Below are 21,023 nucleotides of genomic sequence, written 5' to 3'. Positions count from 1 at the left end.
GCGCGGGTAACCTCAAAGTAATATTGCAAATCCTGCAATGTGGCGTTGTTAATATATCAATTTAAGCAACAGATTTCCTGTCATATGATGGGGTCATTCGCGGCGCTACTGATGACGTCGTTACTGAACAAAGCAAACACAACATCTAACCGGAGTACCCATGGCTAACTACTTCAACACATTGAATCTGCGCAACCAGTTAGCGCAGTTAGGCAAATGTCGTTTCATGGCTCGCGATGAATTCGCGGATGGCGCAAGCTTCCTGAAAGGGAAAAAAGTGGTCATCGTTGGCTGTGGTGCTCAGGGCCTGAACCAGGGTCTGAACATGCGCGACTCTGGCCTGGATGTGTCTTACGCGCTGCGTGCTGAAGCGATTGCTGAGAAACGTGCCTCTTTCCGCAAAGCGACCGATAACGGCTTCAAAGTGGGTACTTACGAAGAGCTGATCCCGCAGGCGGACCTGGTCGTTAACCTGACGCCGGACAAACAGCACTCTGCAGTCGTTCAGGCAGTACAGCCGATGATGAAAGACGGTGCAGCGCTGGGCTACTCACACGGTTTCAACATCGTTGAAGTGGGCGAAACTATCCGTAAAGACATCACCGTGGTGATGGTTGCACCGAAGTGCCCAGGTACTGAAGTTCGTGAAGAATATAAGCGTGGTTTCGGTGTGCCGACTCTGATCGCGGTTCACCCGGAAAACGATCCGAAAGGCGAAGGCATGGCGATTGCGAAAGCCTGGGCTTCTGCTACCGGTGGTGACCGTGCGGGCGTGCTGGAATCTTCTTTCGTTGCAGAAGTGAAATCTGACCTGATGGGTGAGCAGACCATTCTGTGCGGCATGCTGCAGGCAGGTTCTCTGCTGTGCTTCGACAAGCTGGTGGCTGAAGGTCACGATGCGGCTTATGTTGAAAAACTGATTCAGTTCGGCTGGGAAACCATCACCGAATCACTGAAGTTCGGCGGCATCACCCTGATGATGGATCGCCTGTCTAACCCGGCTAAAATCCGTGCTTATGCGCTGTCTGAGCAGCTGAAAGGCATCATGGCTCCGCTGTTCCAGAAGCACATGGATGACATCATCTCCGGTGAATTCTCTTCTGGCATGATGGCTGACTGGGCTAACGACGACAAAAACCTGCTGACCTGGCGTGAAGAGACCGGTAAAACCGCGTTTGAAACTGCAGCACAGTTCGAAGGTAAAATCGAAGAGCAGGAATACTACGACAAAGGCGTTCTGATGGTTGCGATGGTTAAAGCGGGCGTTGAGCTGGCGTTTGAAACCATGATCGACGCGGGCATCATCGAAGAGTCAGCTTACTACGAATCATTGCATGAGCTGCCGCTGATCGCTAACACCATCGCACGTAAGCGTCTGTATGAAATGAACGTGGTGATCTCTGATACCGCAGAATACGGCAACTACCTGTTCTCCTTCGCGGCAGTTCCGCTGCTGAAAGAGTTCATGACCACCCTGCAACCGGGCGACCTGGGCAAAGCAGTGGAAGGCACTCAGGTAGACAACGCGCAGCTGCGTGATGTCAACGAAGCAATTCGTCAGCATCCGATCGAAGCAGTTGGCCGCAAACTGCGTGGCTACATGACCGATATGAAACGTATCGCGGTTGCCGGTTAATCGGTACGCGACACAGTTTTCAGCAACGAAAAACCCCGGCTTGCCGGGGTTTTTTTATATCTCATCACCCGTAGCGGCGCGATTTATCGCGCGGTTTTAGGCAATAAAAAACCCGGCCAGAGCCGGGTTTCGCATTTACCCTATCAACCGCATCAAACCGCTTCGTACAGTGTCTGCCTGCTGGTCTCTTTACAGGCAATCAGCGCAATCAGTGTCAATGCCGCCATCGAAGCCAGATAGAAACCGACCGCCTGCAAACCATAGTTAGCGTTCAGCCAGGTGGCGATATAAGGCGCAACGGAGGCACCCAGAATCGACGACAGGTTATACGAGAAGGAAGCACCGGTATAACGCACTTCGGTCGGGAACAGTTCCGGCAGCAGCGCACCCATCGGGCCAAATGTCAGGCCCATAATACTCAGGCCGAGCAGCAGGAAGCCCATCACCAGCACCTGAGAACCAGAACCAAGCAGTGCCGGGAACATAAAGGCAAAGGCGATAATCATCAGGGTAATGGTGATCATGGTTTTGCGACGACCAAAACGGTCTGCCAGCAGGCCAGCAATCGGCACCATCACACCAAAACCAATCACCGCCACCATCAGCATCCACAGGAAGCTGTTACGTGAATAACCGAGGCCCACCGGCGCAGGTGCGGTGCCGTAGCTCATGGAGTACACGGTCATGATATAGAACAGCGTATAAGTGGCGAGCATGATAAAGGTGCCGAGAATGGTGGCAAGCCAATGCTTGCTCAGCAGCGTGCCAATCGGTACACGTACCTGTTTTTTCTCTTTCTTAACTTTGGCAAACACCGGGCTTTCGTTCAGCGAGACACGCACATACAGGCCAATAATCACCAGCACCGCAGAGAGAATGAAGGGTACGCGCCAGCCCCACTGCATGAACTGTTCGTCTGTCAGCAGCCAGGAGAGCAGCAGGAAAGTTCCGTTAGCGAAGAAGAAGCCAATCGGTGCACCCAGCTGTGGGAACGAGCCGTAAAGGGCACGTTTTTTTGCCGGGGCATTTTCGGTCGCCAGCAACGCTGCGCCACCCCACTCACCACCCAGGCCCAGACCCTGACCAAAACGCGCCAGTGCCAGCAGCAGCGGTGCGGCCACACCAATGGTTTGATAACCTGGCAGCAGGCCGATCACCACGGTAGAAACCCCCATGGTCAGCAGTGAAGCCACCAGGGTTGCCTTACGGCCCACACGGTCACCAAAGTGGCCAAACACGGCAGAACCGATCGGACGTGCCACAAACGCGATGGCGAAGGTTGCCAGCGACTGGAGCGTTGCGACTGTGGCATCACCCTGTGGGAAGAAAATATGGGGAAAAACAATAACCGCCGCAGTGGCGTAAATATAAAAATCGAAAAATTCGATGGCGGTGCCGACAAGAGACGCAACGACCACTTTGCCGCGAGAATTGACCGGCGTGTCGTCTTGTTTTTTGTCGATTGATTCGGTGATGGAGGCTTGCATAACTGTTTCTTAATTGTAAATAGAAACAAAGAATCTTACGCACCTGTATTGCGTCATTCAATGGCGAAAAACCGCGTCATAACAGGCTTTTTCGGCGAAAAAGAGGATAATTTCTGAGTTCACGCCATCGGCGGCGAATGGAAAGGGTTACAGCCGGTTTTTTGGCGGGAATCTCTGCAAAAGGGCCAAATAAAAGTGACCCTTTAGCGATTCCTGCTGTCTTTTGCAGTAAAAACAGTCTGCGGGAAACATTTTTTGCTGTTGCGGCAAATGTAACGAACTGCGGCAGCTTACTGTTGCTGATGGGGCTGCGGCATTTCTTTATCGTCTTTGTATCGGGCGGTAGCGATCCAGGCTGCGCAGAACAGCGTCAGACGCGCAAAGAAGTAAAAAAAGGCCATCAGACCCAACACCGAACCGAAAGCTGCACCAGACGGGGATGTCGCCAGCTTCGGCAGGGTAATTGTCATGACAAACTTAATCACCTCAAAACCAATGGCGGCCAGCAGCGTGCCGCGGAACAACGCTTTCTTGCGTGGCTTGTGGCGCGGCAGGATCCAGAAAATCCACAGAAACAGCAGATAGTTAGCAAAAATGGAGATGGCCAGTGCAATGACGGTCATCGCCGGACGCAGCCACTCAATATGATCCAGCCCCAGCGCGTGCACAATCGCTGCCTGGGCGGCCCCGGCAACCGATGTCAGCGACAGCGTGATCACCAGCGCCAGCATCAGGCCGGTGAGCGAGATAAAGTCGCGAATGTATTTCTTCCAGAACTTCTCCTGATCGTCCGGTTTACGCTCCCACACATCGCGGGACTGCGCGCGGATCGCCTCGCGCAGGTTCCCCATCCAGTTAATCCCGGAATACAGCGCCAATAACAGCCCGGTCAGGCCGACGGTGGCGCGTTGCTGAATCGCCGTGTTGACGGTGCTTTTCAGGGTATTGGCCAGATTAGGATCGCTGATACTGTTAACGATTTTGTTGATCAACTCCGTGAGTAAATCCTGATTCGACGCCAGCACAAAGCCAACCGCCGCAAAGGAGACCATCAAAATCGGTATCAATGAGAGAAACGAAAAATAGGTAATGGCGGCACCGAACTGGCTGCCGAGGCGATCGTTGAATCGCTCCAGCGCGCGCAAAAAATGCGCCACCGCCGGGATGGCCTGAAACCAGGTGGCGAACCGCGAGACGCGTACAATCGAGCGGTCCACGTGTTGATTACCGGTTTTGAGATCGATCAGCGGCTTTTGTCCAGCCGCCTGCTGCTGATTATCTTTGTCTGTCATAGACGTTCATCATCCTGTTCACTGCGAAATGTTAATTATAGCCCGTCAGGTCACGTACTCCTGCAGGACCTGGCTCAGCCACTCCATAAACACCCGTACGCGTCGTGCCACATTGCGCCGGTGTGGATAGAGCAGGGAGATTGGCATCGGTTTAGCCGGGAAGTGATGCAGTACCTCCACCAGTTGCCCGGATTCCAGTAACGGCTGCACGCCAATGGCCGGAACCTGAATAATGCCCAGCCCGGCGATACAAGCGGCGCGATAGGTTTCGGTGCTGTTCACCGTCACTACGCCGCCGGTCTGAATGAAATGGCTTTGTTTGCCATCGAAATATTCAAAGCCCGGTGATGGCTGCCCCAGTTGCTGGGTGTAATGCACCATCGCGTGTTGCGACAAATCTTCCAGCCGTACCGGCCTGCCGAAGCGGGAAAGGTAATTGGGACTGGCGCAGTTAATCAAGGCATGAGTTCCGATTTTACGGGCGATCAGGCCGGAATCTTTCAGTTCACCGACGCGGATAACGCAGTCAAATCCCTCGCGGATCACATCCACCTGGCGATCGCTGCTGCTAAGCTCAATCTCGATGCCGGGGTAGTGCTGCAAAAACTCCGGCAGGCGCGGCAGGATAAAACCGGTGGCCATCGCGACCGACATATCCACGCGCAGTTTGCCGCTGAGCGTCGCCGGATCATGCTGAAACAGGCTGTCCATATCATCCAGCATCGACAGCAAATCGAGGCAGCGATCGTAATAAACTAGCCCATCCTGAGTGAGGTGGACACGACGCGTGGTGCGATGCAGTAGCCGTGTACCCATTTGATTTTCCAGCGCCTGCAACTGACGCGATACGCTGCCTTTCGGCAAACCGAGACTTTCTGCTGCACGGGTAAAACTGCCCATTTCTGCCACCCGCACAAAAACTTGCATTGCGTGAATTTTATCCATGTTGTTCACCGATTGTTGTTGTTAGTGAAACAGTGCAGCGCATTACAACGAGTTTATAGATCAGACTTCAGAGAATATCCTTTAAACGTGTTCAATTTTGCAACAGGAGCGAATCATGAGTCACAAAATTGCGTTGATTACCGGTGGCAACCGCGGTTTAGGTAAGAATGCCGCACTAAAACTGGCGGCGAAAGGCACGGATATCATTTTCACGTATCGGAGCCATCAGGAAGAAGCGCAGGCGGTGGTGAAGGAAATTGAAGCGCTGGGTGCCCGTGCCGCCGCGCTGTTGCTGGATGTCGGTGATACCCGCCAGTTTGAGGGGTTCAAAGATCAGGTGAAAGAGACGCTGCAAAAGCTGTGGCAGCGTGACAACTTTGATTATTTAGTGAACAACGCCGGTCACGGTCATTACAAACTGTTCAGCGAGACGACTGAGGATGAGTTCGATGCACTGGTCAACGTGCATTTTAAAGGTCCGTACTTCCTGACGCAGAAGCTGCTGCCGCTGATTATCGATGGAGGCCGCATTCTGAATATCTCCAGCGGCCTGACGCGCCTTACCTATCCGGGTTCCGGCACCTATGCCTCAATGAAAGGGGCGATGGAAGTGCTGACGCGCTACCAGGCGAAGGAACTGGGCGAACGTCGTATCCGCGTCAATATCCTGGCACCGGGAGCGATTGAAACTGACTTCGGCGGTGGCCGCGTGCGCGACACCAAAGAAATCAACGACACCATCGCCTCGCTCACCGCGTTGGGGCGCGTAGGCTTGCCGGATGATATCGGCGATGCCGTCAGTGCGATTCTGAGCGATGAAACTGGCTGGATCACCGCCCAGCGTATCGAAGCCTCAGGCGGCCAGGCGCTGTAATCAAAACCCGCGCAATAAATTGCGTCGCAACAAACCGTCGCGGCGCGATTTATCGCGCAATTTACATCGGCGTCTTAGAGTTCAATGGTACCTGAGATCACCGTCACCGTCTGACCACCAATCCAGATGGCCTCTGGCGTGAAGCGCACCTGAATACGTCCGTCGCGCTGAATCACGCTACCCTGGCGGGCGCGGTAGTCAGCGGTATGCCCCTGCGCGGCAAAATAGCGTGCCAGACAGGCGTTGGCGCTGCCGGTTACCGGATCTTCCACCAGGATACCGTTTTCGATAAACAGGGCGCGGATTTCATACTGTTCGCCTTCTCCCTGCGGTAAAGGTCCGAACGGGGCGATGCCATTCACCTTCGCATGTTTTTGCAGACGTTGCAGATCGCTGGGATTAGCCCGAATCTCCCGTACCGCCTGGGCACTGGTCATCGGCAGCAGCAGCCAGCGAATCCCCATATCCACCACCGTCGGAGATTGTACGGTATCCAGCGCATCGCTATTGATGGCGCTGCCGATCAGGGCATCCTCGAACGGCGTGAGGGTAGCCGCCGGAGCGGCAAACGCCAGGGCACCATCGGTGCTGATGTTGACCTCAACCAGCCCGACCCCGCATTCCTGCACGATTTTACCCGGTGTTTTCAGCGGCCAGCCCGCTTCCAGCAGCGCATGGGCCGTGCCGAGCGTGGGATGCCCGGCAAATGGCAGCTCGCCACCCGGGGTAAAGATACGCACGCGATAATCCGCCGCGGCATCTTCGGGCGGCAGTACAAAGGTGGTTTCCGACAAATTGGTCCAGCGCGCAATGGCGGCCAGCTGCGCATCGCTTAATCCCTGCGCATCCATGATCACCGCCAGCGGATTACCGCGAAAGGCTGATGAGGTAAAGACATCCACTTGTTTAAACGCGACCTTCATTGGCACTCCTTCCTCGTTGAGGTGGTCTGAAATCCGGATTTACATGATGTTAATTGCTAAAGGTAATCAATAGGGCTATGAATAGATTAACAATTATGCAACCGGAGTTCGCTATGTTAAAAATTCTTGGCCGCACATCGTCAATTAACGTGCGTAAAGTTCTGTGGCTGTGTGCAGAGCTGGATATCCCTTATGAACACGAAGTCTGGGGTGATGAAAACAAATCGCTGCACTCGCCAGAATTTATGGCGCTCAACCCCAATGCTATGATCCCGGTGATTATCGAAGACGATTTTGTCCTGTGGGAATCCAATGCCATCCTGCGTTACCTGGCTACCAGCTATGGCGGTGAATGGCTCTATCCTGAAAATCCGCGCGCCCGCGCCCCGATCGATCAATGGACGGACTGGCAGGCTACTGAACTTAACACTTCATGGCGCTACGCGTTTATGTCTCTGGTGCGCAATTCACCGGCACATCAGGATGAACGCCTGCTGGCCGCTGCCTGCAAAGGCTGGAATCACACCATGGGCATTCTCAACCAGCAGCTGGAAAAAACCGGGCGCTACGTCGCAGGGCGCAATTTCACGCTGGCGGATATTCCGATTGGTCTGGCGGTGAACCGCTGGTTTGAAACCCCGCTCGAACATGCCGATTTACCGGCGGTACGCACCTATTACGAACGTCTCACTGAGCGCGAAGGCTACACCACCTGGGGCCGCAACGGCACGCCCTGATCCTGACCCGGCGGCAGGCCGCTTAATTCGCAGGCCAGCGCGCCGGTACGTTCCAGCGCCCAGGTATAACGCGCATCGAACGGATAGCAGCAAGAGAGGCGCAGTGCATGGGTGTAGCGTTCGCTCAGTGAATAAAGCGCACCCGGCGTGAGACAAATTTGTTCCTGCAACAGCCGCTGAAACATCTCCACGGTATCGACTTTGCCCGGCAGTTCGACCCAAAACACAAAGCCGCCGCGCGGCAGGGTAGCGCGGGTGCCCTGGGGAAAATGTCGGGCGATAATGCCGCGCGCTGCATCCAGATTGGCGGCATAGCGGCGACGCAGCGTGCGCAGATGGTGATCGTAACCGCCACTGGCAAGAAATTCCGCCAGCACCTCGCTCAGCAGACGCGACTCCGACATCGACGATACCGCCTTCAGACGGGCAATTTTCTCGTGGAAACGCCCGGCAGCGGTCCAGCCCACACGGAAATCCGGTGCCACGGTTTTGGTAAAGCTGGTGCAATAAATCACCCAGCCCTCGTTGTCGAAGGCCTTAACCGGCGGCGATAGCGGCCAGTCAAACTGCAATTCATCGTACAAACCATCTTCGATCAGTGGAAGATGGTAAGTGTTTACCAACTTCGCCAGACGCTTCTTATTTGCCAGCGGCATCACGTAGCCAAGCGGATTCTGTGCCCCGGGCATGGCGATCAGCGCCTGAATCCGTTGTTCCTGTAGCAGCATCTCCAGTGCGTCCAGCGATAATCCCTGCTGCGGGTCGGTGGGGATCTCCAGCGCCTTCAGGCCCAGCGAAGCCAGCAGCGGGAAGAGAAAGAAGTAGGTGGGCGATTCCAGCCCGACGCAGTCGCCCGGTTTGGTAACTGCCCGCAGCGCCAGTTGCAACGCTTCCATACAGCCGTGGGTGAGGGTGATGTCATCTACCGTCAGATTGATGCCAACATGCAGGCTGCGGCGGGCAATCTCCTCCCGTAAGCGCTTACTACCGGGCGGAAGCACGTAGCGCCCGATTAGGTCCGGATCGCGCCGCAGCAGCGAAGCAGTAATGCGGCTCAGTCGGGCGGCGGGAAACAGTTCGCTATCCTGGGGGCACGCCAGCGAGATATTGGTGTAATCCGGGTTATTCTGCGCGGCGAACACCTGCTCAATCAGTTCCAGCTTTTGAGCGCTGGGATCATCCTCTTTCGCCCGCAGTTTCTGTACCGGGCGCGTCACCGCAGGCAATACGGTGCGCACGTAATATCCGGACTGCGGTCGTGCTTCAATCAGGCCGCGATCTTCCAGGATTTGCCAGGCATTCAGCACGGTATTGATACTGACCTGATGCGATTGCGCCACGCGGCGAATTGCGGGTAAGCGTTTACCGGGCTTGAGGGTGCCCTGATGGATTGACTCGGCAAAGCTATCGGCCAGCTGCTGATACAGCGTCTGGCCGGTCGAAAGAGGAAGGGACACAAAAGCCTCCACACATGATGGGTACAATTGAGTTTCTGACAAACTGTAACCATAACAATAGTCATTTTGTGTCTCTGTTTCCATCGTTCCGTCACGATTAGCATGAAGTCATGTTGACCAATCAGGAACTGCATCATGCTCGATCCTTCTTTTTTCAGTTATGTCACCGTTATGTCAATTACACCGGGTCCAAACAACCTGCTGCTCGCCACCTCCGGGGTTAATTTTGGCCTGAAGCGCACCTTGCCGATGGTGTTCGGCATTATGCTGGGGTGTGCGGTGCAGGTGGTACTGGCGGGGATGGCGCTGGAGGTGTTACTGAGCTGGATGAGCGCGGTGCGCCTGCCGCTGACGCTGGTGGGATGTGGTTATTTGCTGTGGCTGTCATGGAAGCTGTTTCGCGCGGGCGCACCGGAAGTGCGGGAAAGCGCGCGCCCGATGACCATTCTGGCGGGTGCCTGTTTCCAGGCGGTGAACCCTAAAGCCTGGCTGATGGCGACCAACGTGGCGCTGATGTACGCCAACAGCAACGGGGTGATGGCGGTGGTACTGGGGTTCGCGCTGCTTAACCTGCCCTGTATTTTGATTTGGGCGGCGCTGGGGGATCAGTTGCGTAGCCATTTGCAGGTGGCGTGGAAACGCCAGGCGTTTAATAGTTTGATGGCGTTGTCGCTGGTGGCGACAACAGGATGGATGTTGGTTGACGCGATTTCGCTCGCTACGGCGTGATTTCGTTTGCTATAGCGTGGTTTCGTTTGCTATAGCGCGGTTTCGTTCGCTACATGCACCGGCAGTTGCAGTTCGCCGGTGCGGCGACCGAGCAAAGGGGACCTGGCCGTCCCCTTTGCATTCCCCGGCCCTGCGCCGCCTGCCTCGCCGCTTCGCGGTCCCTTCGCTTACTCACGCTTCCGACGGCCCGGCGTCGATTCGCTCCTGCTCAACGCCGCCTTTCGCCGCATCCATGCGGCTCATCCTGGAATCGTTCCCGCGCTCAGCGAGTCCGGATGGCGCTCACACCCCCGCTGCCCCAGCTATGCCGGTCTATGTTTTTTTCTTTTGCCGTTGGTTTTTATTCGATGGTCCTGCAAACGGGGGTGTGGGCGGCATTCGCAGCGCCGAGTGCAGAGTGAAGGCCAGGACGAGCCGCATGGATGCGGCGAGAGGGCGGCATGAGCCATGGATGGCGAATCCGCGAGGTCCGTTGGCCTGAGTGATAAGCGAGGGAACAGCGCGAAGCGCTGCGCGAGGACGCCGCAGGGCGCGGATTGCAAAGGTCCGCGCCCTCGGACCTTTGCCCGTCCGCCTGCACAGGCGGCCCTGAAACTACCTAAAGCCTGGCGGGCGGAACCCCTGCGGAGCTAAACCCCTGCGGAGCTAAACCCCTGCGGAGCTAAACCCCTGCGGAGCTAGCTCGCCATTAAGACCTTACTTCCCCACGACGTGGGCCGTTTCTCGTCCTTCGTCGTTCGCCGCCATCGGCGTCACCGGCGCATAATCAAGTTGCAGCACGCGGCTGGTGTCACTCAGCACTTTCTCGGTCAGCGCCACATCACCATTCAACTTACGACCCCATGATGGCAGTACCGCGCGGATTTTGGTCTGCCACTCTGGCGAACGCATTTGCTCCGGGAAGGCTTTGGCCATCAGCTCCAGCATAATCGGAGCCGCCGTTGATGCTCCTGGAGACGCACCCAGCAGCGCAGAAATCGTACCATCCTCAGACGTGACCACTTCGGTGCCAAGACGCAGTACGCCGCCGTCTTTCTCATCATTTTTGATGATCTGCACGCGCTGGCCAGCTGTCACCAGACGCCAGTCTTCCTGCTTCGCCTGCGGCACATAGGCACGCAGGGCTTCCATACGGTCGCTGTCGCTTTGCAGCACCTGATCAACCAGATACTTCACCAGATCGAAGTTTTTCAGGCCAACCTGCATCATCGGCATCAGGTTGCTGCCGTTCATCGCGCCGAACATATCCAGCAGCGAGCCTTGTTTGAGGAATTTGGTGGAGAAGGTGGCAAACGGGCCAAACAGCAGCACTTGTTTACCATCCAGCACGCGGGTGTCCACGTGCGGCACTGACATCGGCGGTGCGCCGACCGAGGCTTTGCCATACACCTTCGCCATATGTTGCTGCACCACTTCCGGGTTTTCCGTTACCAGGAAAGAGCCGCCAACCGGGAAACCGGCGTAGCCTTTCACTTCCGGGATACCGGATTTCTGCAACAGCGGCAGAGCCGCGCCGCCCGCGCCGATAAACAGCTGGCGAGTAGTGAGCAGACGGCTTTCACCGCTGACCAGATTGAACAGGCTAACCTGCCAGCGGCCATCGCTCAGGCGCTTAATATCACGCACTTCCTGCTGCATCCGCAGACGGAAATTGGCTTTCTTCTCCAGCGAAGCAATCAGCTGACGCGTGACTTCACCGAAGTTCACGTCAGTGCCCATTTCAGTCCAGGTGGCGGCCACTTTCTGCTTTTTGTCGCGGCCATTCATCACCAGCGGGATCCACTGAGAAATCTGTTCGCGTTCTTCCGAGTATTCCATGCCCCGGAACAGGGTGCTTTTCTGCAACGCGTGGAAACGTTTGCGCAAAAATTCAACGTTGTCGTCGCCCCAGACGAAGCTCATGTGCGGCGTACTGTGGATAAAGCTTTTCGGATTGCGCAGGTTGCCTTTCTGCACGTGATACGCCCAGAACTGGCGGGAAATCTGGAACGATTCGTTGATTGCCACCGCTTTAGCAATATCGATGCTGCCATCCGCCTTCTGCGGCGTATAGTTCAGCTCTGCCAACGCAGCATGGCCGGTACCGGCATTGTTCCAGCCATTGGAAGACTCTTCCGCCACCGTTGCCAGGCGTTCGACCATCTCAATTGACCAGTCCGGCTCCAGATCCTGCAACCAGGTGCCTAAGGTAGCACTCATCACGCCAGCGCCAATCAACAGCACATCGACGTCTTTTCGCTCCTGAAGGCTAGCGCTATCCATGCCAGCGGCGCTTACTGCCAGCGCCAGATTTACCGCAGTTTTGCTCATGAGGCGACATCTCCTCTCTCTGTTGACCTGAAGTTCAACAGGTTCGCAGGCGAAACAGTCACGCTTCTTTCGAGCGCGTCGTACTGTTTCTCAAAGGTTAAGACTCAGGTTAAGTCGTGGGGGTGCTAACGGTTAACTGCACGTTATGCATAGTCATTCGAATATAACATTCTCGTATCGGAATTAAACGTTTGTTTATTTTTTAAATGCAGAAATGATTCAGCATAAGAATTAATCAGTTCAACCTGCTTGTCATAAGGGATTTTTATCACCTAATCAGACGGTTACGAGAGGGGGTATGTTGCGATATTGTGAGGGGGTTGTAAGGCTCAGAAAGGTCGTAACACCAATGAGTTAATTGTAAGTTAATGAAAATATTAACTTTAACAAAATTTGATTTTTTATGCGGTTTTTATGTTGCGCAATGTTTCGCCAGGCTGTGTAAAAATAATGTTACATTTATGTGATGGCGAATTTGGGCGCGCACTGACGCGCCCGTCAGAAGATTTTTCAATCACGCGGTGCACTGTCGGGCAATTTTTTCAGACTGATCGCCAGCCGGTTATAGGTGTTCATCAGGCCGATCGCCACGTTGAGATCAACGATTTCCTTATCGCTAAATACCGTTTTGACCTGGGCAAACAGCGGATCCGGCGCGCCCTGGCTGGCAATCAGCGTCAGACTTTCAGCCCACGCCAGGGCCGCCTGCTCACGCGCATCAAACAACGTCCCCGATTCATGCCATACCTGGGTTAACACGATTTTATGCCACGGCATGTCTGCTTTATGCAGCGCCTGGGTATGCATGTCGATGCAGTAGGCGCAGCCGTTGATTTGCGAAACCCGTAGAAAAACCAGCTCCAGCAGGCTGTGCGACAGGTCAGTTTGTGACAGATAACTATAAACGCCGCCCAGGGCTTTCATCGCGCCGGGGGCGGCACTGTAAAAATCGATACGCTGGCTCATTTTCCTCACCTCAATCAGTTATGGTTGGCAGGTGCATTGTTCATTGCCTTATGGAGCAGCAAAAGTGCCAAAAAATGACAAAAACAGTGGCCCATTGTCGCTAACGCTGGATCGTGCGGATACGCGTGGTTTAAGTGAACAGCTGCGGCAGGTCATCAGCAGCGCGATTGATGATGGGCAGCTGGCAGCAGGCGCGCGGCTACCTTCCTGTCGCGATTTGGCGGCGCAGCTGGGGGTGGCACGCGGCACGGTGCGTCGCGCCTATGACATGCTGGTTGATAGCCAGCTGCTGGTGGCGAAAGGCGCGGCGGGAACCTTTGTGGCGGCGGCGGTGACCCAGCCACCACGCGCGTCGGTAACGGCAGCGGGATCGCCGCTGCTGGATATGGTCTATGACTTTGACACCCCGCCACTTACTTTTCAGATGGGCGTTCCCGCCAGCGACGCCTTCCCCGCTAAGGTCTGGACGCGTGTACTGCAACGCCAGGCGCGACAGCAGGCCAGCCAGTCGCGCGGTTATCCCGATCCACGCGGCAGCCTGGCACTGCGACAGGCGTTGGTGGGCTATCTGGCGGTGGCGCGCGGTATTCAATGCCAGTCGAGTCAAATCTTCATCACCAACGGCTATGCGGGCGCGCTTGGCGTGATTGCGCTGGCGCTCGGCGTGCACGGCCAGCAGGCATGGATGGAAGAACCCGGTTTTATGCTGGCACGGGCCGCGTTGCAGCAGATGCATGTGACGCCGGTGGGCATTCCGGTTGATGACGAAGGGTTACAGGTGGCAGAGGGCGTGGCACGCGCACCTGATGCGGCGTTTGCGCTGGTCACGGCAGGGCAGCAGGCTCCGCTGGGCATCACGCTGTCGCTGCCGCGCCGCCAGGCGTTACTGGCCTGGGCCAGCAGCCAGCAACGCTGGATTATTGAAGACGATTATCTGGGGGAGTTACAGCTGGGCAGCCGTGCCGCTCCGGCGCTGGCGGCGATCGATAGCGAAGGGCGGGTGATCCATGTCGGCACCTTCAGCAAAACCCTCAGCCCCAGCCTGCGCCTCGGTTTTGTCGTGGTACCTGGGCGGCTTGCGGCGCGCTTTGCCGATACCTGCGCCTTACTGGCTCCGGCGTCCTCAGCATTGCTGCATGATGCGGTGGCGGAGTTTCTGCGTGAGGGCCATTTCCTGCGCCATCTGCGGCGTATGAAGCGGGTCTACCATGAAAGGCTGGAGGGGATTGTTGCCGCGTTACGCCCGCATTTTCCTGATGTGCAGCGTGCCGGGCTGGCGGTGATTATCCGCTTAGCAGCAGGCACGCCAGACCAGCAAATCGCGCGTGAGGCACTGGCTTATGGCCTGGCACCGTCGCCGTTATCGATCTGGTATCAACATGAATCCGGGCGGCAATACGGTTTCCTGCTGGGGGTCACTCAGCTACCGCGTGAAGGTTTCGCGCGCTGCGCCGAGCGGCTGAAATGGCTGGTAGATGCGCATCAGCGGCGAATGGACCAGTAAAAAACTGCATTCTTGACCCTTTTTCTGGTCCATTCTGAGGATTAAGGTACGCCTCATTGTTATCAGTGAGGAACCTTAGCCATGAAATTGTTACATGTCGATGTGAGCCCGAAAGGCGCCAAATCCAACTCACGTGCACTGAGCCGCTATTTTGTTGAGCGTTTGCAGGCGGAATCCCCGGATTTGCAGGTGGACTATCTCGATCTGGATTTGCATCCGGTGAGCCATGTCACGGGAGAGTTTGCGCAGGCGACTTACACGCCCGAAGAGCAGCGCACGCCACGTATGAAAGCTGTGCTGGCGGATTCGGATCGCTTATGCGAGCAACTGCTCAACGCCGATGCCTTATTGTTCGCCATGCCGATGTACAACTGGAGTATGCCATCCGCTTTTAAAGCCTATATTGATGCCATCATCCGCACCAATCTGACTTATCACTTTGATGAACAACAAAATGTGATTGGCAATCTCACGCGCCAGAAAGCACTGTTTATCACCACGCGCGGGGCCAGCCTGCAACCGGGTTCACCCTATGCAGAGATGGATGCATTGACTCCAGCCCTGCGTGCCGCCTTTGGTTTTATCGGCATCCAGCATCCGCAATTTGTTAACGCTGAACCGCTGGCATTTGCCGACCAGGCCGCGCGCGAAGCCGGTTTAGCCCAGGCTTATCGCGATCTGGATGGGGTAGTGGCGCAATGGGCAGGGTCCGCGGTTACTGCCTGAACCAGCGACGCCAGACGAAGCGAATAACGAAAAACTCAATCGCGCCCAGCAGCAGAAACCACAGGCAAAACACAATGGTGTAAAGCTGATTAAGATCCTGCAAATGGAACCGGGTTTGCAGGCTCTTTGCCATCGCAAGGCTAAATGCCGGAGCGGGCAACAGCAGCGCAGAGAGAAAGCCCAGCAGCAGAATACCACCAGGGATAATCAGGGTTTCTAACGGATTTTTCATCGCAAAATTCCACAGCAAATCGCGCGGGCATTAGCGCACAAAGCCCAGCGGGGTGCAATCCCTGGAGTTGTCAGCCCAATAATTTTCTTCTATTCCATTCACTTAGCGACATATTTAGCGATAGTTAAGAGTTATAGCCTTTGCTATACTTAAATCCATGATTTTACTGTCTTTTTTTTAGTTAATTTGCGTGTTAGACTGCGCGCACTTTTTCATTACTGAACAAAAAATGCAGATAAACCTCAGGCTTTCCGGCCTTTTGGTCTGCGTTGACTGAAAAATCATGACATTTATCGCAACCCTGATTCTGGCCTTTGGTATGTCGATGGACGCCTTCGCCGCAGCACTTGGCAAAGGCGCATCCCTGCATCGCCCGGATTTCAAAGAGGCGCTGCGCACCGGTCTGATTTTCGGTGTGATTGAAATGCTCACCCCGCTGATTGGTTGGGCAATTGGCCTGGCAGCCAGCCGCTATGTGATGGCCTGGGACCACTGGCTGGCATTCGGCCTGCTGACGTTACTCGGTGGCCGCATGATGATGGCTGGCTTCAGCCAGACCGCCGGTGAACCTTGCGAGCCACCGCAGCGCCACGGCTTTATGGTGCTGGCGTTAACCGCCGTGGCGACCAGCCTCGATGCATTAGCGGTGGGTGTGGGTCTGGCATTTTTACAGGTCAATATCGTGCTGACCGCCCTGACCATCGGCGCTGCCACCACCATTATGGCGACCACAGGCGTGCTGGTTGGCCGCTTTATCGGCCCGGTAATGGGCAAATGGGCGGAAGTGCTGGGGGGCGTTGTCCTAATTTGTATCGGTTGCACCATTCTGGTGGAACATATGGGTTGGTTCAGTTAAGGTTTTAGTCATTAGCGGATTGTGCAGTTGCTTAAAACTTTCGTTTTTGTGATCTGCTTCAAAGTTTCTTGCTTAGAAAACAGGCTGGGGCTATACTTTTTTTAGTATTTCTCAACTTATTTTTAATCAGGTGCTTTATGAAACGGTTCTTCAAATACGTGTTTCGTGCTTATGTTGAAACTTACAAACACGTACCGCCGGGTGCTTTAAACTAAGTCCCCCGCACGCAACCCTCGATAATCGCGGTCAGGGATCGACCGGTGATTATCAATGATTTTCTTATCTCTCCCGCCCGTTATCTCCCCATTTTCCCCCTGAAACCGCCGCTTTAGGCTTTCAGCCATCGGATTTTGATCTGACTATAGCCTCAGGTTATACCCTATAACTAAACAAGCATTCGTCACCCCTTCGCGCTGCATGAAATAGTCAGCCCAGGTCCTATTCACCTGTCTGACACGAGAACATCATGCTGATCCCTCAACCTTATTTACTTTTTCTTGGCGACGTTACCGATCCACTGGCAGCAAAAACCGCACGCGGCATCCAGGTCTGGCGACCTGAGCAGTGCGTGGGCGAAATCAAATTGCCGGGCTGTAGCGTTAGCCTCGGTCTGGAAGAACTCGACATTGCCACCGCCAAAGCGCGCGGGGCGAAAACCCTGGTGCTCGGCACCGCCAACGCCGGTGGTTATCTGCCGCAGCACTGGCTGGCAACTGTGTGTAACGCCATCAAAGCCGGTATGAACGTTGCCAGCGGTCTGCACCATCGTCTGGTGGATGAGCCAGAGCTGGTGGCGCTGGCGCAGGAATATGGCGTCAAGCTGTTCGATATCCGTCATATGCGTCCGAAACTGGATGTCGGCAGCGGCAAGAAACGCAGCGGTAAGCGTGTACTTACTGTCGGCACTGACTGCTCCGTCGGCAAGATGTACACCTCGCTGGCGCTGGAAGCAGCAATGCGCGACATCGGTATGAAAGCCGATTTTCGCGCCACTGGTCAGACCGGTATCCTGGTTGCGGGTGAAGGTATCGCTATCGATGCCGTCATCGCTGACTTTATCGCCGGTGCGGCAGAAGCCCTGTCTCCGGCTAACGAAGATGACCACTGGGATATCGTTGAAGGCCAGGGTTCGCTGTTCCACCCATCCTATGCCGGTGTTTCTATGGGTCTGATCCACGGTGCGCAGCCACACTGGCTGGTGATGTGCCACGAAATGGGTCGCCCGCATATGCGCCATCTGCCGCATCAGCCGATGGTGAGCCTGAAAGATTGCGTAGACGCTAACTTCCGTGCGGCGGCCGTCACCAGTGATTCGGTACAGCTGGCAGGTTTTGCCATCAACACCTCGAACTACAGCGAAGAAGAAGCGCGTGCTTACTGCGCCGACGTCAGCGCCGAATTTGGCGTGCCCGCCACCGACCCGGTGCGTTTTGGTATCGCTGATATCGCTGCGTTGCTGAAGGAGCGTGGCTAAGATGCGGCGCATGCAGATTGAAGTGCTGGAGCTGCCGTTGGCGCGTCCGTTTGCCATCTCGCGTGGCACACGCACCGCAGTGACGGTGATCCGCGTCACCCTGGAGCAGAACGGCTTTATTGGTCGCGGCGAATGCACCCCCACGCCGCGCTACGACGAAACGCCGGAAAGCGTTAACGCTGAACTGGAAGCGTTGCGCGCCGACATTGAAGCGGGCCTCAGCCGTGTCGATCTGCAAACCCGTCTGCATGCCGGTTCAGCGCGTAATGCGCTGGACTGCGCGCTGTGGCGGCTCGATGCAGCGCTGGCTAAGCAATCCTTCTGGCATCTGACGCAGCAGGAGCAGCCGATTTCGGTGATCACCGCCGAAACCCTCAGCCTTGATACCGTCGCCAATATGGCCGCCGCCGCAGAAGATGCGGTGTCGCGCGGCGCGATCCTGCTGAAAATCAAACTGAATCGTGAAGACATTCTCGAAAAAGTGGCGGCAATTCGTGCGGCAGCCCCCCATGCCACGCTGATTATTGATGCAAACGAAGCCTGGTCCGGGGTCGATTTGCACAGCCTGCTCAACGCGCTGTTGCCCTACAACATCGCGATGGTCGAGCAACCGTTACCGGCGGGTCAGGATCAGGATTTACAACGTTTCACCCATCCGATTCCGGTGTGCGCCGACGAGAGTTGCCATACGCGGGAAGACATTGCGCAGCTGCGTAATCGCTACGAGATGATCAACATCAAGCTGGATAAATGCGGCGGATTAACCGAGGCACTGGCGATGGTGGAAGAAGCGCAGAAACTGGATATGCGCCTGATGGTGGGCTGCATGCTGGGTTCATCGCTGGCGATGGAAGCGGCGCTACCGGTGGCGATTGCCGCTGAGCATATCGATCTTGATGGCCCGATCTGGCTGGCGGCCGACAGCTCGCCGTTCCTTTCCTATTCCCAGGGCCGAATCTGGCTATAACCCGCACGCGGAGCAACGATGACGGACACTTCACTTATTCACAACGCCGCCAGCGTTGCCGGTTCCGCGACGGCGGCGGTCCTCGCTATTCAGGATCTCAGCGTCAGCTTTCGTGGCCGTAGCGGCGTCAGCCAGGCGCTGAAAGGCATCAATTTTGCGATACACAAAGGGGAAATCGTGGCGGTGGTTGGCGAAAGCGGATCGGGCAAATCGGTGACCTCGCTGGCGGTAATGGGGCTGCTGGCGGCCTCGGGCCGTATTGATCGCGGCTCCATCCAGTTTCGTGACCGCAAAGGTCAGTTGCATCAGCTGGAAAAACTCAACGAAAACCAGCGTCGCGCGTTGCGTGGCCGTGAGATGTCGATGATTTTTCAGGAGCCGATGACCTCGCTGAACCCGGTGTTACGCGTCGGCGACCAGCTGACCGAAGCGCTGCGTGATCAGCAGATTTGCGGCAAAGCCGAGGCAGACGCGCGCGCCCGTGAACTGCTGCGCCAGGTACGCATTGCCGATGTCGATCGCGTGATGAAAAGCTACCCGCACTCGCTGTCAGGTGGGATGCGACAGCGCGTGATGATTGCTCAGGCACTGGCCTGCGATCCGCAGTTGCTGATCGCTGATGAACCCACCACTGCGCTTGATGTCACGGTGCAGGCACGCATTCTGCACATCCTGCGCGACCTGCAACGTGCCAAAGAAATGGCGGTGCTGTTTATCACCCACGACATGGGGGTGGTGGCGGAAGTGGCCGATCGCGTCGTGGTGATGTATCGCGGCGACGTGGTGGAACAGGGAACGGTGGCGGAAATCTTTAACGCGCCGCAGCATCCTTACACCAAAGCCTTGCTGGCTGCGGTGCCAAAACTCGGTGATATGCGTGAACACGCGTGGCCGCAGCGTTTTCCGCTGCTCGGCGCGCAACCGACCAATAACGCTGAACAGCGCACCGCGCGTTACGACGATAAACCGCTGCTCGATGTACGCGGCCTGAAAGTCTATTACCCGATTCGCAGCGGCATTTTTTCGGCACTGACCCATCAGGTACACGCGGTGGAGCAGATCGATTTTACCCTGTGGCCGGGAGAAACCCTGGCGATTGTCGGCGAGAGCGGCTGTGGCAAGTCCACCACCGGCCGGGCGCTGATGCGTTTAATTCACAGCGACGCCGACAGCATCCATTTTCAGGGCAATGAAATCGCCAACCTGAAAGAAGCGCAGTTCCAGCCGCTGCGCCGTGAAATCCAGATGGTGTTTCAGGACCCCTACGCCTCGCTCAACCCGCGTCTGACCGTGGGCTTTACCATTGCCGAGCCATTGCTGCTGCATGGGGTGGTGACGTCGCTGGAGGAAGCGACGCCGCAGGTGGAAGAACTGCTGAAAAGCGTTGGCCTGTTGCCGGAACATGCGCGCCGTTATCCGCATGAATTTTCCGGCGGCCAGCGTCAGCGCATCGCCATTGCCCGTGCGATGGCGCTGAAACCGAAGGTGATTATCGCCGACGAAGCGGTATCGGCGCTGGATGTGTCGATTCAGGCGCAGGTGGTAAACCTGATGATGGATCTGCAACAGCAAACCGGCGTGTCGTGGATTTTTATTTCGCACGATATGGCAGTGGTCGAGCGTATCGCCAACCGCGTGGCGGTGATGTACCTCGGACAAATTGTCGAGCTGGGACCACGTCAGTCGGTATTCAATGACCCGCAGCATCCCTATACCCAACGGTTGCTGGCCTCGGTGCCAGTGGCTGACCCACAGAACCGTCCACTACGCACCTTCGACGACAGCGAGATTCCTTCGCCGTTACGCAAGGTGGGAGAAACGGTCATTAAACCCCGTTATCGCCAGGTTGCGCCGCAGCACTGGGTCGCTGACGGCATTGTTTCGCGCTAACCCAATACCAGGAGATTT

19 protein-coding genes are annotated in these 21,023 nt (G+C 56.1%); 11 read left to right on the top strand and 8 right to left on the bottom strand.

Features of this window, described 5'->3' with window-relative positions; translation table 11 throughout:
- The first annotated feature begins 160 nt into the window (after positions 1–160).
- A complete protein-coding gene (gene ilvC / locus AC6I8X_RS19345) occupies positions 161–1,636 on the top strand; it encodes a ketol-acid reductoisomerase (RefSeq protein ID WP_313686761.1) in 1,476 nt (491 codons plus the stop codon).
- A 152-nt stretch (positions 1,637–1,788) separates the two neighbouring features.
- Here the strand turns inward: ilvC and AC6I8X_RS19340 are convergent, their stop codons facing one another.
- The 3 genes from AC6I8X_RS19340 to AC6I8X_RS19330 all read right to left on the bottom strand — a co-directional run bounded on the left by AC6I8X_RS19340 (position 1,789) and on the right by AC6I8X_RS19330 (position 5,360).
- On the bottom strand, positions 1,789–3,123 hold the full coding sequence (locus AC6I8X_RS19340) for an MFS transporter (RefSeq protein ID WP_299448415.1): 1,335 nt from the start codon (positions 3,121–3,123) through the stop codon (positions 1,789–1,791).
- Positions 3,124–3,413: 290 nt separating this feature from the next.
- Complete coding sequence (yhjD, locus tag AC6I8X_RS19335; protein WP_313686758.1) at positions 3,414–4,415, bottom strand: inner membrane protein YhjD; 1,002 nt, start codon at positions 4,413–4,415, stop codon at positions 3,414–3,416.
- Between the two features lie 45 nt (positions 4,416–4,460).
- A complete protein-coding gene (locus AC6I8X_RS19330; protein ID WP_313686756.1) occupies positions 4,461–5,360 on the bottom strand; it encodes a LysR family transcriptional regulator in 900 nt (299 codons plus the stop codon).
- A 115-nt stretch (positions 5,361–5,475) separates the two neighbouring features.
- Here AC6I8X_RS19330 and AC6I8X_RS19325 point away from each other — a divergent pair, with 115 nt between their 5' ends.
- On the top strand, positions 5,476–6,234 hold the full coding sequence (locus tag AC6I8X_RS19325; RefSeq protein ID WP_313686754.1) for an SDR family NAD(P)-dependent oxidoreductase: 759 nt from the start codon (positions 5,476–5,478) through the stop codon (positions 6,232–6,234).
- A gap of 74 nt (positions 6,235–6,308) precedes the next feature.
- On the opposite strand, the gene AC6I8X_RS19320 is transcribed toward AC6I8X_RS19325, so the two are convergent.
- Positions 6,309–7,157: a PhzF family phenazine biosynthesis protein gene (locus AC6I8X_RS19320; RefSeq protein ID WP_497840318.1), complete on the bottom strand. Its 849-nt coding sequence runs from the start codon at positions 7,155–7,157 to the stop codon at positions 6,309–6,311.
- A 113-nt stretch (positions 7,158–7,270) separates the two neighbouring features.
- Here AC6I8X_RS19320 and AC6I8X_RS19315 point away from each other — a divergent pair, with 113 nt between their 5' ends.
- Positions 7,271–7,894, top strand: a complete 624-nt coding sequence (locus tag AC6I8X_RS19315) for a glutathione S-transferase family protein (RefSeq protein ID WP_208716864.1) — start codon at positions 7,271–7,273, stop codon at positions 7,892–7,894.
- Here AC6I8X_RS19315 and AC6I8X_RS19310 read toward each other — a convergent pair.
- Positions 7,861–9,351, bottom strand: coding sequence for an aminotransferase-like domain-containing protein (locus AC6I8X_RS19310; RefSeq protein WP_299448404.1), 1,491 nt, complete (start codon positions 9,349–9,351; stop codon positions 7,861–7,863). The two genes, AC6I8X_RS19315 and AC6I8X_RS19310, sit on opposite strands and share 34 nt — an antisense overlap.
- Positions 9,352–9,486: 135 nt before the next feature.
- Between AC6I8X_RS19310 and AC6I8X_RS19305 the strand changes: the two genes are divergently transcribed.
- On the top strand, positions 9,487–10,080 hold the full coding sequence (locus tag AC6I8X_RS19305; protein ID WP_313686748.1) for a LysE family translocator: 594 nt from the start codon (positions 9,487–9,489) through the stop codon (positions 10,078–10,080).
- A 696-nt stretch (positions 10,081–10,776) separates the two neighbouring features.
- On the opposite strand, the gene mqo is transcribed toward AC6I8X_RS19305, so the two are convergent.
- On the bottom strand, positions 10,777–12,390 hold the full coding sequence (gene mqo, locus AC6I8X_RS19300) for a malate dehydrogenase (quinone) (protein ID WP_299448400.1): 1,614 nt from the start codon (positions 12,388–12,390) through the stop codon (positions 10,777–10,779).
- 510 nt (positions 12,391–12,900) lie between these two features.
- On the bottom strand, positions 12,901–13,356 hold the full coding sequence (locus tag AC6I8X_RS19295) for a carboxymuconolactone decarboxylase family protein (protein ID WP_497840317.1): 456 nt from the start codon (positions 13,354–13,356) through the stop codon (positions 12,901–12,903).
- 64 nt (positions 13,357–13,420) lie between these two features.
- Here AC6I8X_RS19295 and pdxR point away from each other — a divergent pair, with 64 nt between their 5' ends.
- Both pdxR and AC6I8X_RS19285 read left to right on the top strand, forming a co-directional pair.
- On the top strand, positions 13,421–14,860 hold the full coding sequence (pdxR, locus tag AC6I8X_RS19290) for a MocR-like pyridoxine biosynthesis transcription factor PdxR (protein ID WP_497840316.1): 1,440 nt from the start codon (positions 13,421–13,423) through the stop codon (positions 14,858–14,860).
- An 81-nt stretch (positions 14,861–14,941) separates the two neighbouring features.
- On the top strand, positions 14,942–15,586 hold the full coding sequence (locus AC6I8X_RS19285) for an FMN-dependent NADH-azoreductase (protein WP_313684979.1): 645 nt from the start codon (positions 14,942–14,944) through the stop codon (positions 15,584–15,586).
- Here AC6I8X_RS19285 and AC6I8X_RS19280 read toward each other — a convergent pair.
- Complete coding sequence (locus tag AC6I8X_RS19280; RefSeq protein ID WP_084877774.1) at positions 15,576–15,818, bottom strand: DUF1158 domain-containing protein; 243 nt, start codon at positions 15,816–15,818, stop codon at positions 15,576–15,578. The two genes, AC6I8X_RS19285 and AC6I8X_RS19280, sit on opposite strands and share 11 nt — an antisense overlap.
- A 283-nt stretch (positions 15,819–16,101) precedes the next feature.
- Here AC6I8X_RS19280 and mntP point away from each other — a divergent pair, with 283 nt between their 5' ends.
- The 5 genes from mntP (at position 16,102) to AC6I8X_RS19255 (ending at position 21,005) form a co-directional block, all read left to right on the top strand.
- Positions 16,102–16,674, top strand: a complete 573-nt coding sequence (gene mntP / locus AC6I8X_RS19275; RefSeq protein ID WP_084877771.1) for a manganese efflux pump MntP — start codon at positions 16,102–16,104, stop codon at positions 16,672–16,674.
- Positions 16,675–16,811: 137 nt separating this feature from the next.
- Positions 16,812–16,889 carry a stress response protein AzuC gene (gene azuC / locus AC6I8X_RS19270; RefSeq protein WP_497841054.1) on the top strand — a complete coding sequence of 26 codons (78 nt, stop codon included), beginning with the start codon at positions 16,812–16,814 and terminating at the stop codon, positions 16,887–16,889.
- 251 nt (positions 16,890–17,140) lie between these two features.
- The gene (gene dgcN, locus AC6I8X_RS19265) at positions 17,141–18,148 is read left to right on the top strand and encodes an N-acetyltransferase DgcN (protein ID WP_497840315.1); all 1,008 of its coding nucleotides are present in this window, start codon (positions 17,141–17,143) and stop codon (positions 18,146–18,148) included.
- Between the two features lies 1 nt (position 18,149).
- Positions 18,150–19,115 carry an N-acetyl-D-Glu racemase DgcA gene (gene dgcA / locus AC6I8X_RS19260; RefSeq protein WP_313684985.1) on the top strand — a complete coding sequence of 322 codons (966 nt, stop codon included), beginning with the start codon at positions 18,150–18,152 and terminating at the stop codon, positions 19,113–19,115.
- A gap of 18 nt (positions 19,116–19,133) precedes the next feature.
- Positions 19,134–21,005, top strand: a complete 1,872-nt coding sequence (locus AC6I8X_RS19255) for an ABC transporter ATP-binding protein (RefSeq protein WP_497840314.1) — start codon at positions 19,134–19,136, stop codon at positions 21,003–21,005.
- Positions 21,006–21,023: the final 18 nt, after the last annotated feature.

Source organism: Pantoea sp. X-Soil-TKNS-1280 (assembly GCF_059730475.1).
The sequence above is the reverse complement of the archived record's forward strand: the minus strand, read 5'-3'. Positions and strand labels throughout refer to the sequence as shown.

Excerpts from the sequence above, each read along its gene's own strand:
- yhjD (WP_313686758.1), bottom strand. The coding sequence starts at position 4,415 with ATGACAGACAAAGATAATCAGCAGCAGGCGGCTGGACAAAAGCCGCTG.
- AC6I8X_RS19295 (WP_497840317.1), bottom strand. The coding sequence starts at position 13,356 with ATGAGCCAGCGTATCGATTTTTACAGTGCCGCCCCCGGCGCGATGAAA.
- AC6I8X_RS19280 (WP_084877774.1), bottom strand. The coding sequence starts at position 15,818 with ATGAAAAATCCGTTAGAAACCCTGATTATCCCTGGTGGTATTCTGCTG.
- mqo (WP_299448400.1), bottom strand. The coding sequence starts at position 12,390 with ATGAGCAAAACTGCGGTAAATCTGGCGCTGGCAGTAAGCGCCGCTGGC.
- ilvC (WP_313686761.1), top strand. The coding sequence starts at position 161 with ATGGCTAACTACTTCAACACATTGAATCTGCGCAACCAGTTAGCGCAG.
- dgcN (WP_497840315.1), top strand. The coding sequence starts at position 17,141 with ATGCTGATCCCTCAACCTTATTTACTTTTTCTTGGCGACGTTACCGAT.
- AC6I8X_RS19285 (WP_313684979.1), top strand. The coding sequence starts at position 14,942 with ATGAAATTGTTACATGTCGATGTGAGCCCGAAAGGCGCCAAATCCAAC.
- azuC (WP_497841054.1), top strand. The coding sequence starts at position 16,812 with ATGAAACGGTTCTTCAAATACGTGTTTCGTGCTTATGTTGAAACTTAC.
- dgcA (WP_313684985.1), top strand. The coding sequence starts at position 18,150 with ATGCGGCGCATGCAGATTGAAGTGCTGGAGCTGCCGTTGGCGCGTCCG.
- AC6I8X_RS19320 (WP_497840318.1), bottom strand. The coding sequence starts at position 7,157 with ATGAAGGTCGCGTTTAAACAAGTGGATGTCTTTACCTCATCAGCCTTT.
- AC6I8X_RS19330 (WP_313686756.1), bottom strand. The coding sequence starts at position 5,360 with ATGGATAAAATTCACGCAATGCAAGTTTTTGTGCGGGTGGCAGAAATG.
- mntP (WP_084877771.1), top strand. The coding sequence starts at position 16,102 with ATGACATTTATCGCAACCCTGATTCTGGCCTTTGGTATGTCGATGGAC.
- AC6I8X_RS19315 (WP_208716864.1), top strand. The coding sequence starts at position 7,271 with ATGTTAAAAATTCTTGGCCGCACATCGTCAATTAACGTGCGTAAAGTT.
- AC6I8X_RS19340 (WP_299448415.1), bottom strand. The coding sequence starts at position 3,123 with ATGCAAGCCTCCATCACCGAATCAATCGACAAAAAACAAGACGACACG.
- AC6I8X_RS19305 (WP_313686748.1), top strand. The coding sequence starts at position 9,487 with ATGCTCGATCCTTCTTTTTTCAGTTATGTCACCGTTATGTCAATTACA.
- AC6I8X_RS19255 (WP_497840314.1), top strand. The coding sequence starts at position 19,134 with ATGACGGACACTTCACTTATTCACAACGCCGCCAGCGTTGCCGGTTCC.
- AC6I8X_RS19325 (WP_313686754.1), top strand. The coding sequence starts at position 5,476 with ATGAGTCACAAAATTGCGTTGATTACCGGTGGCAACCGCGGTTTAGGT.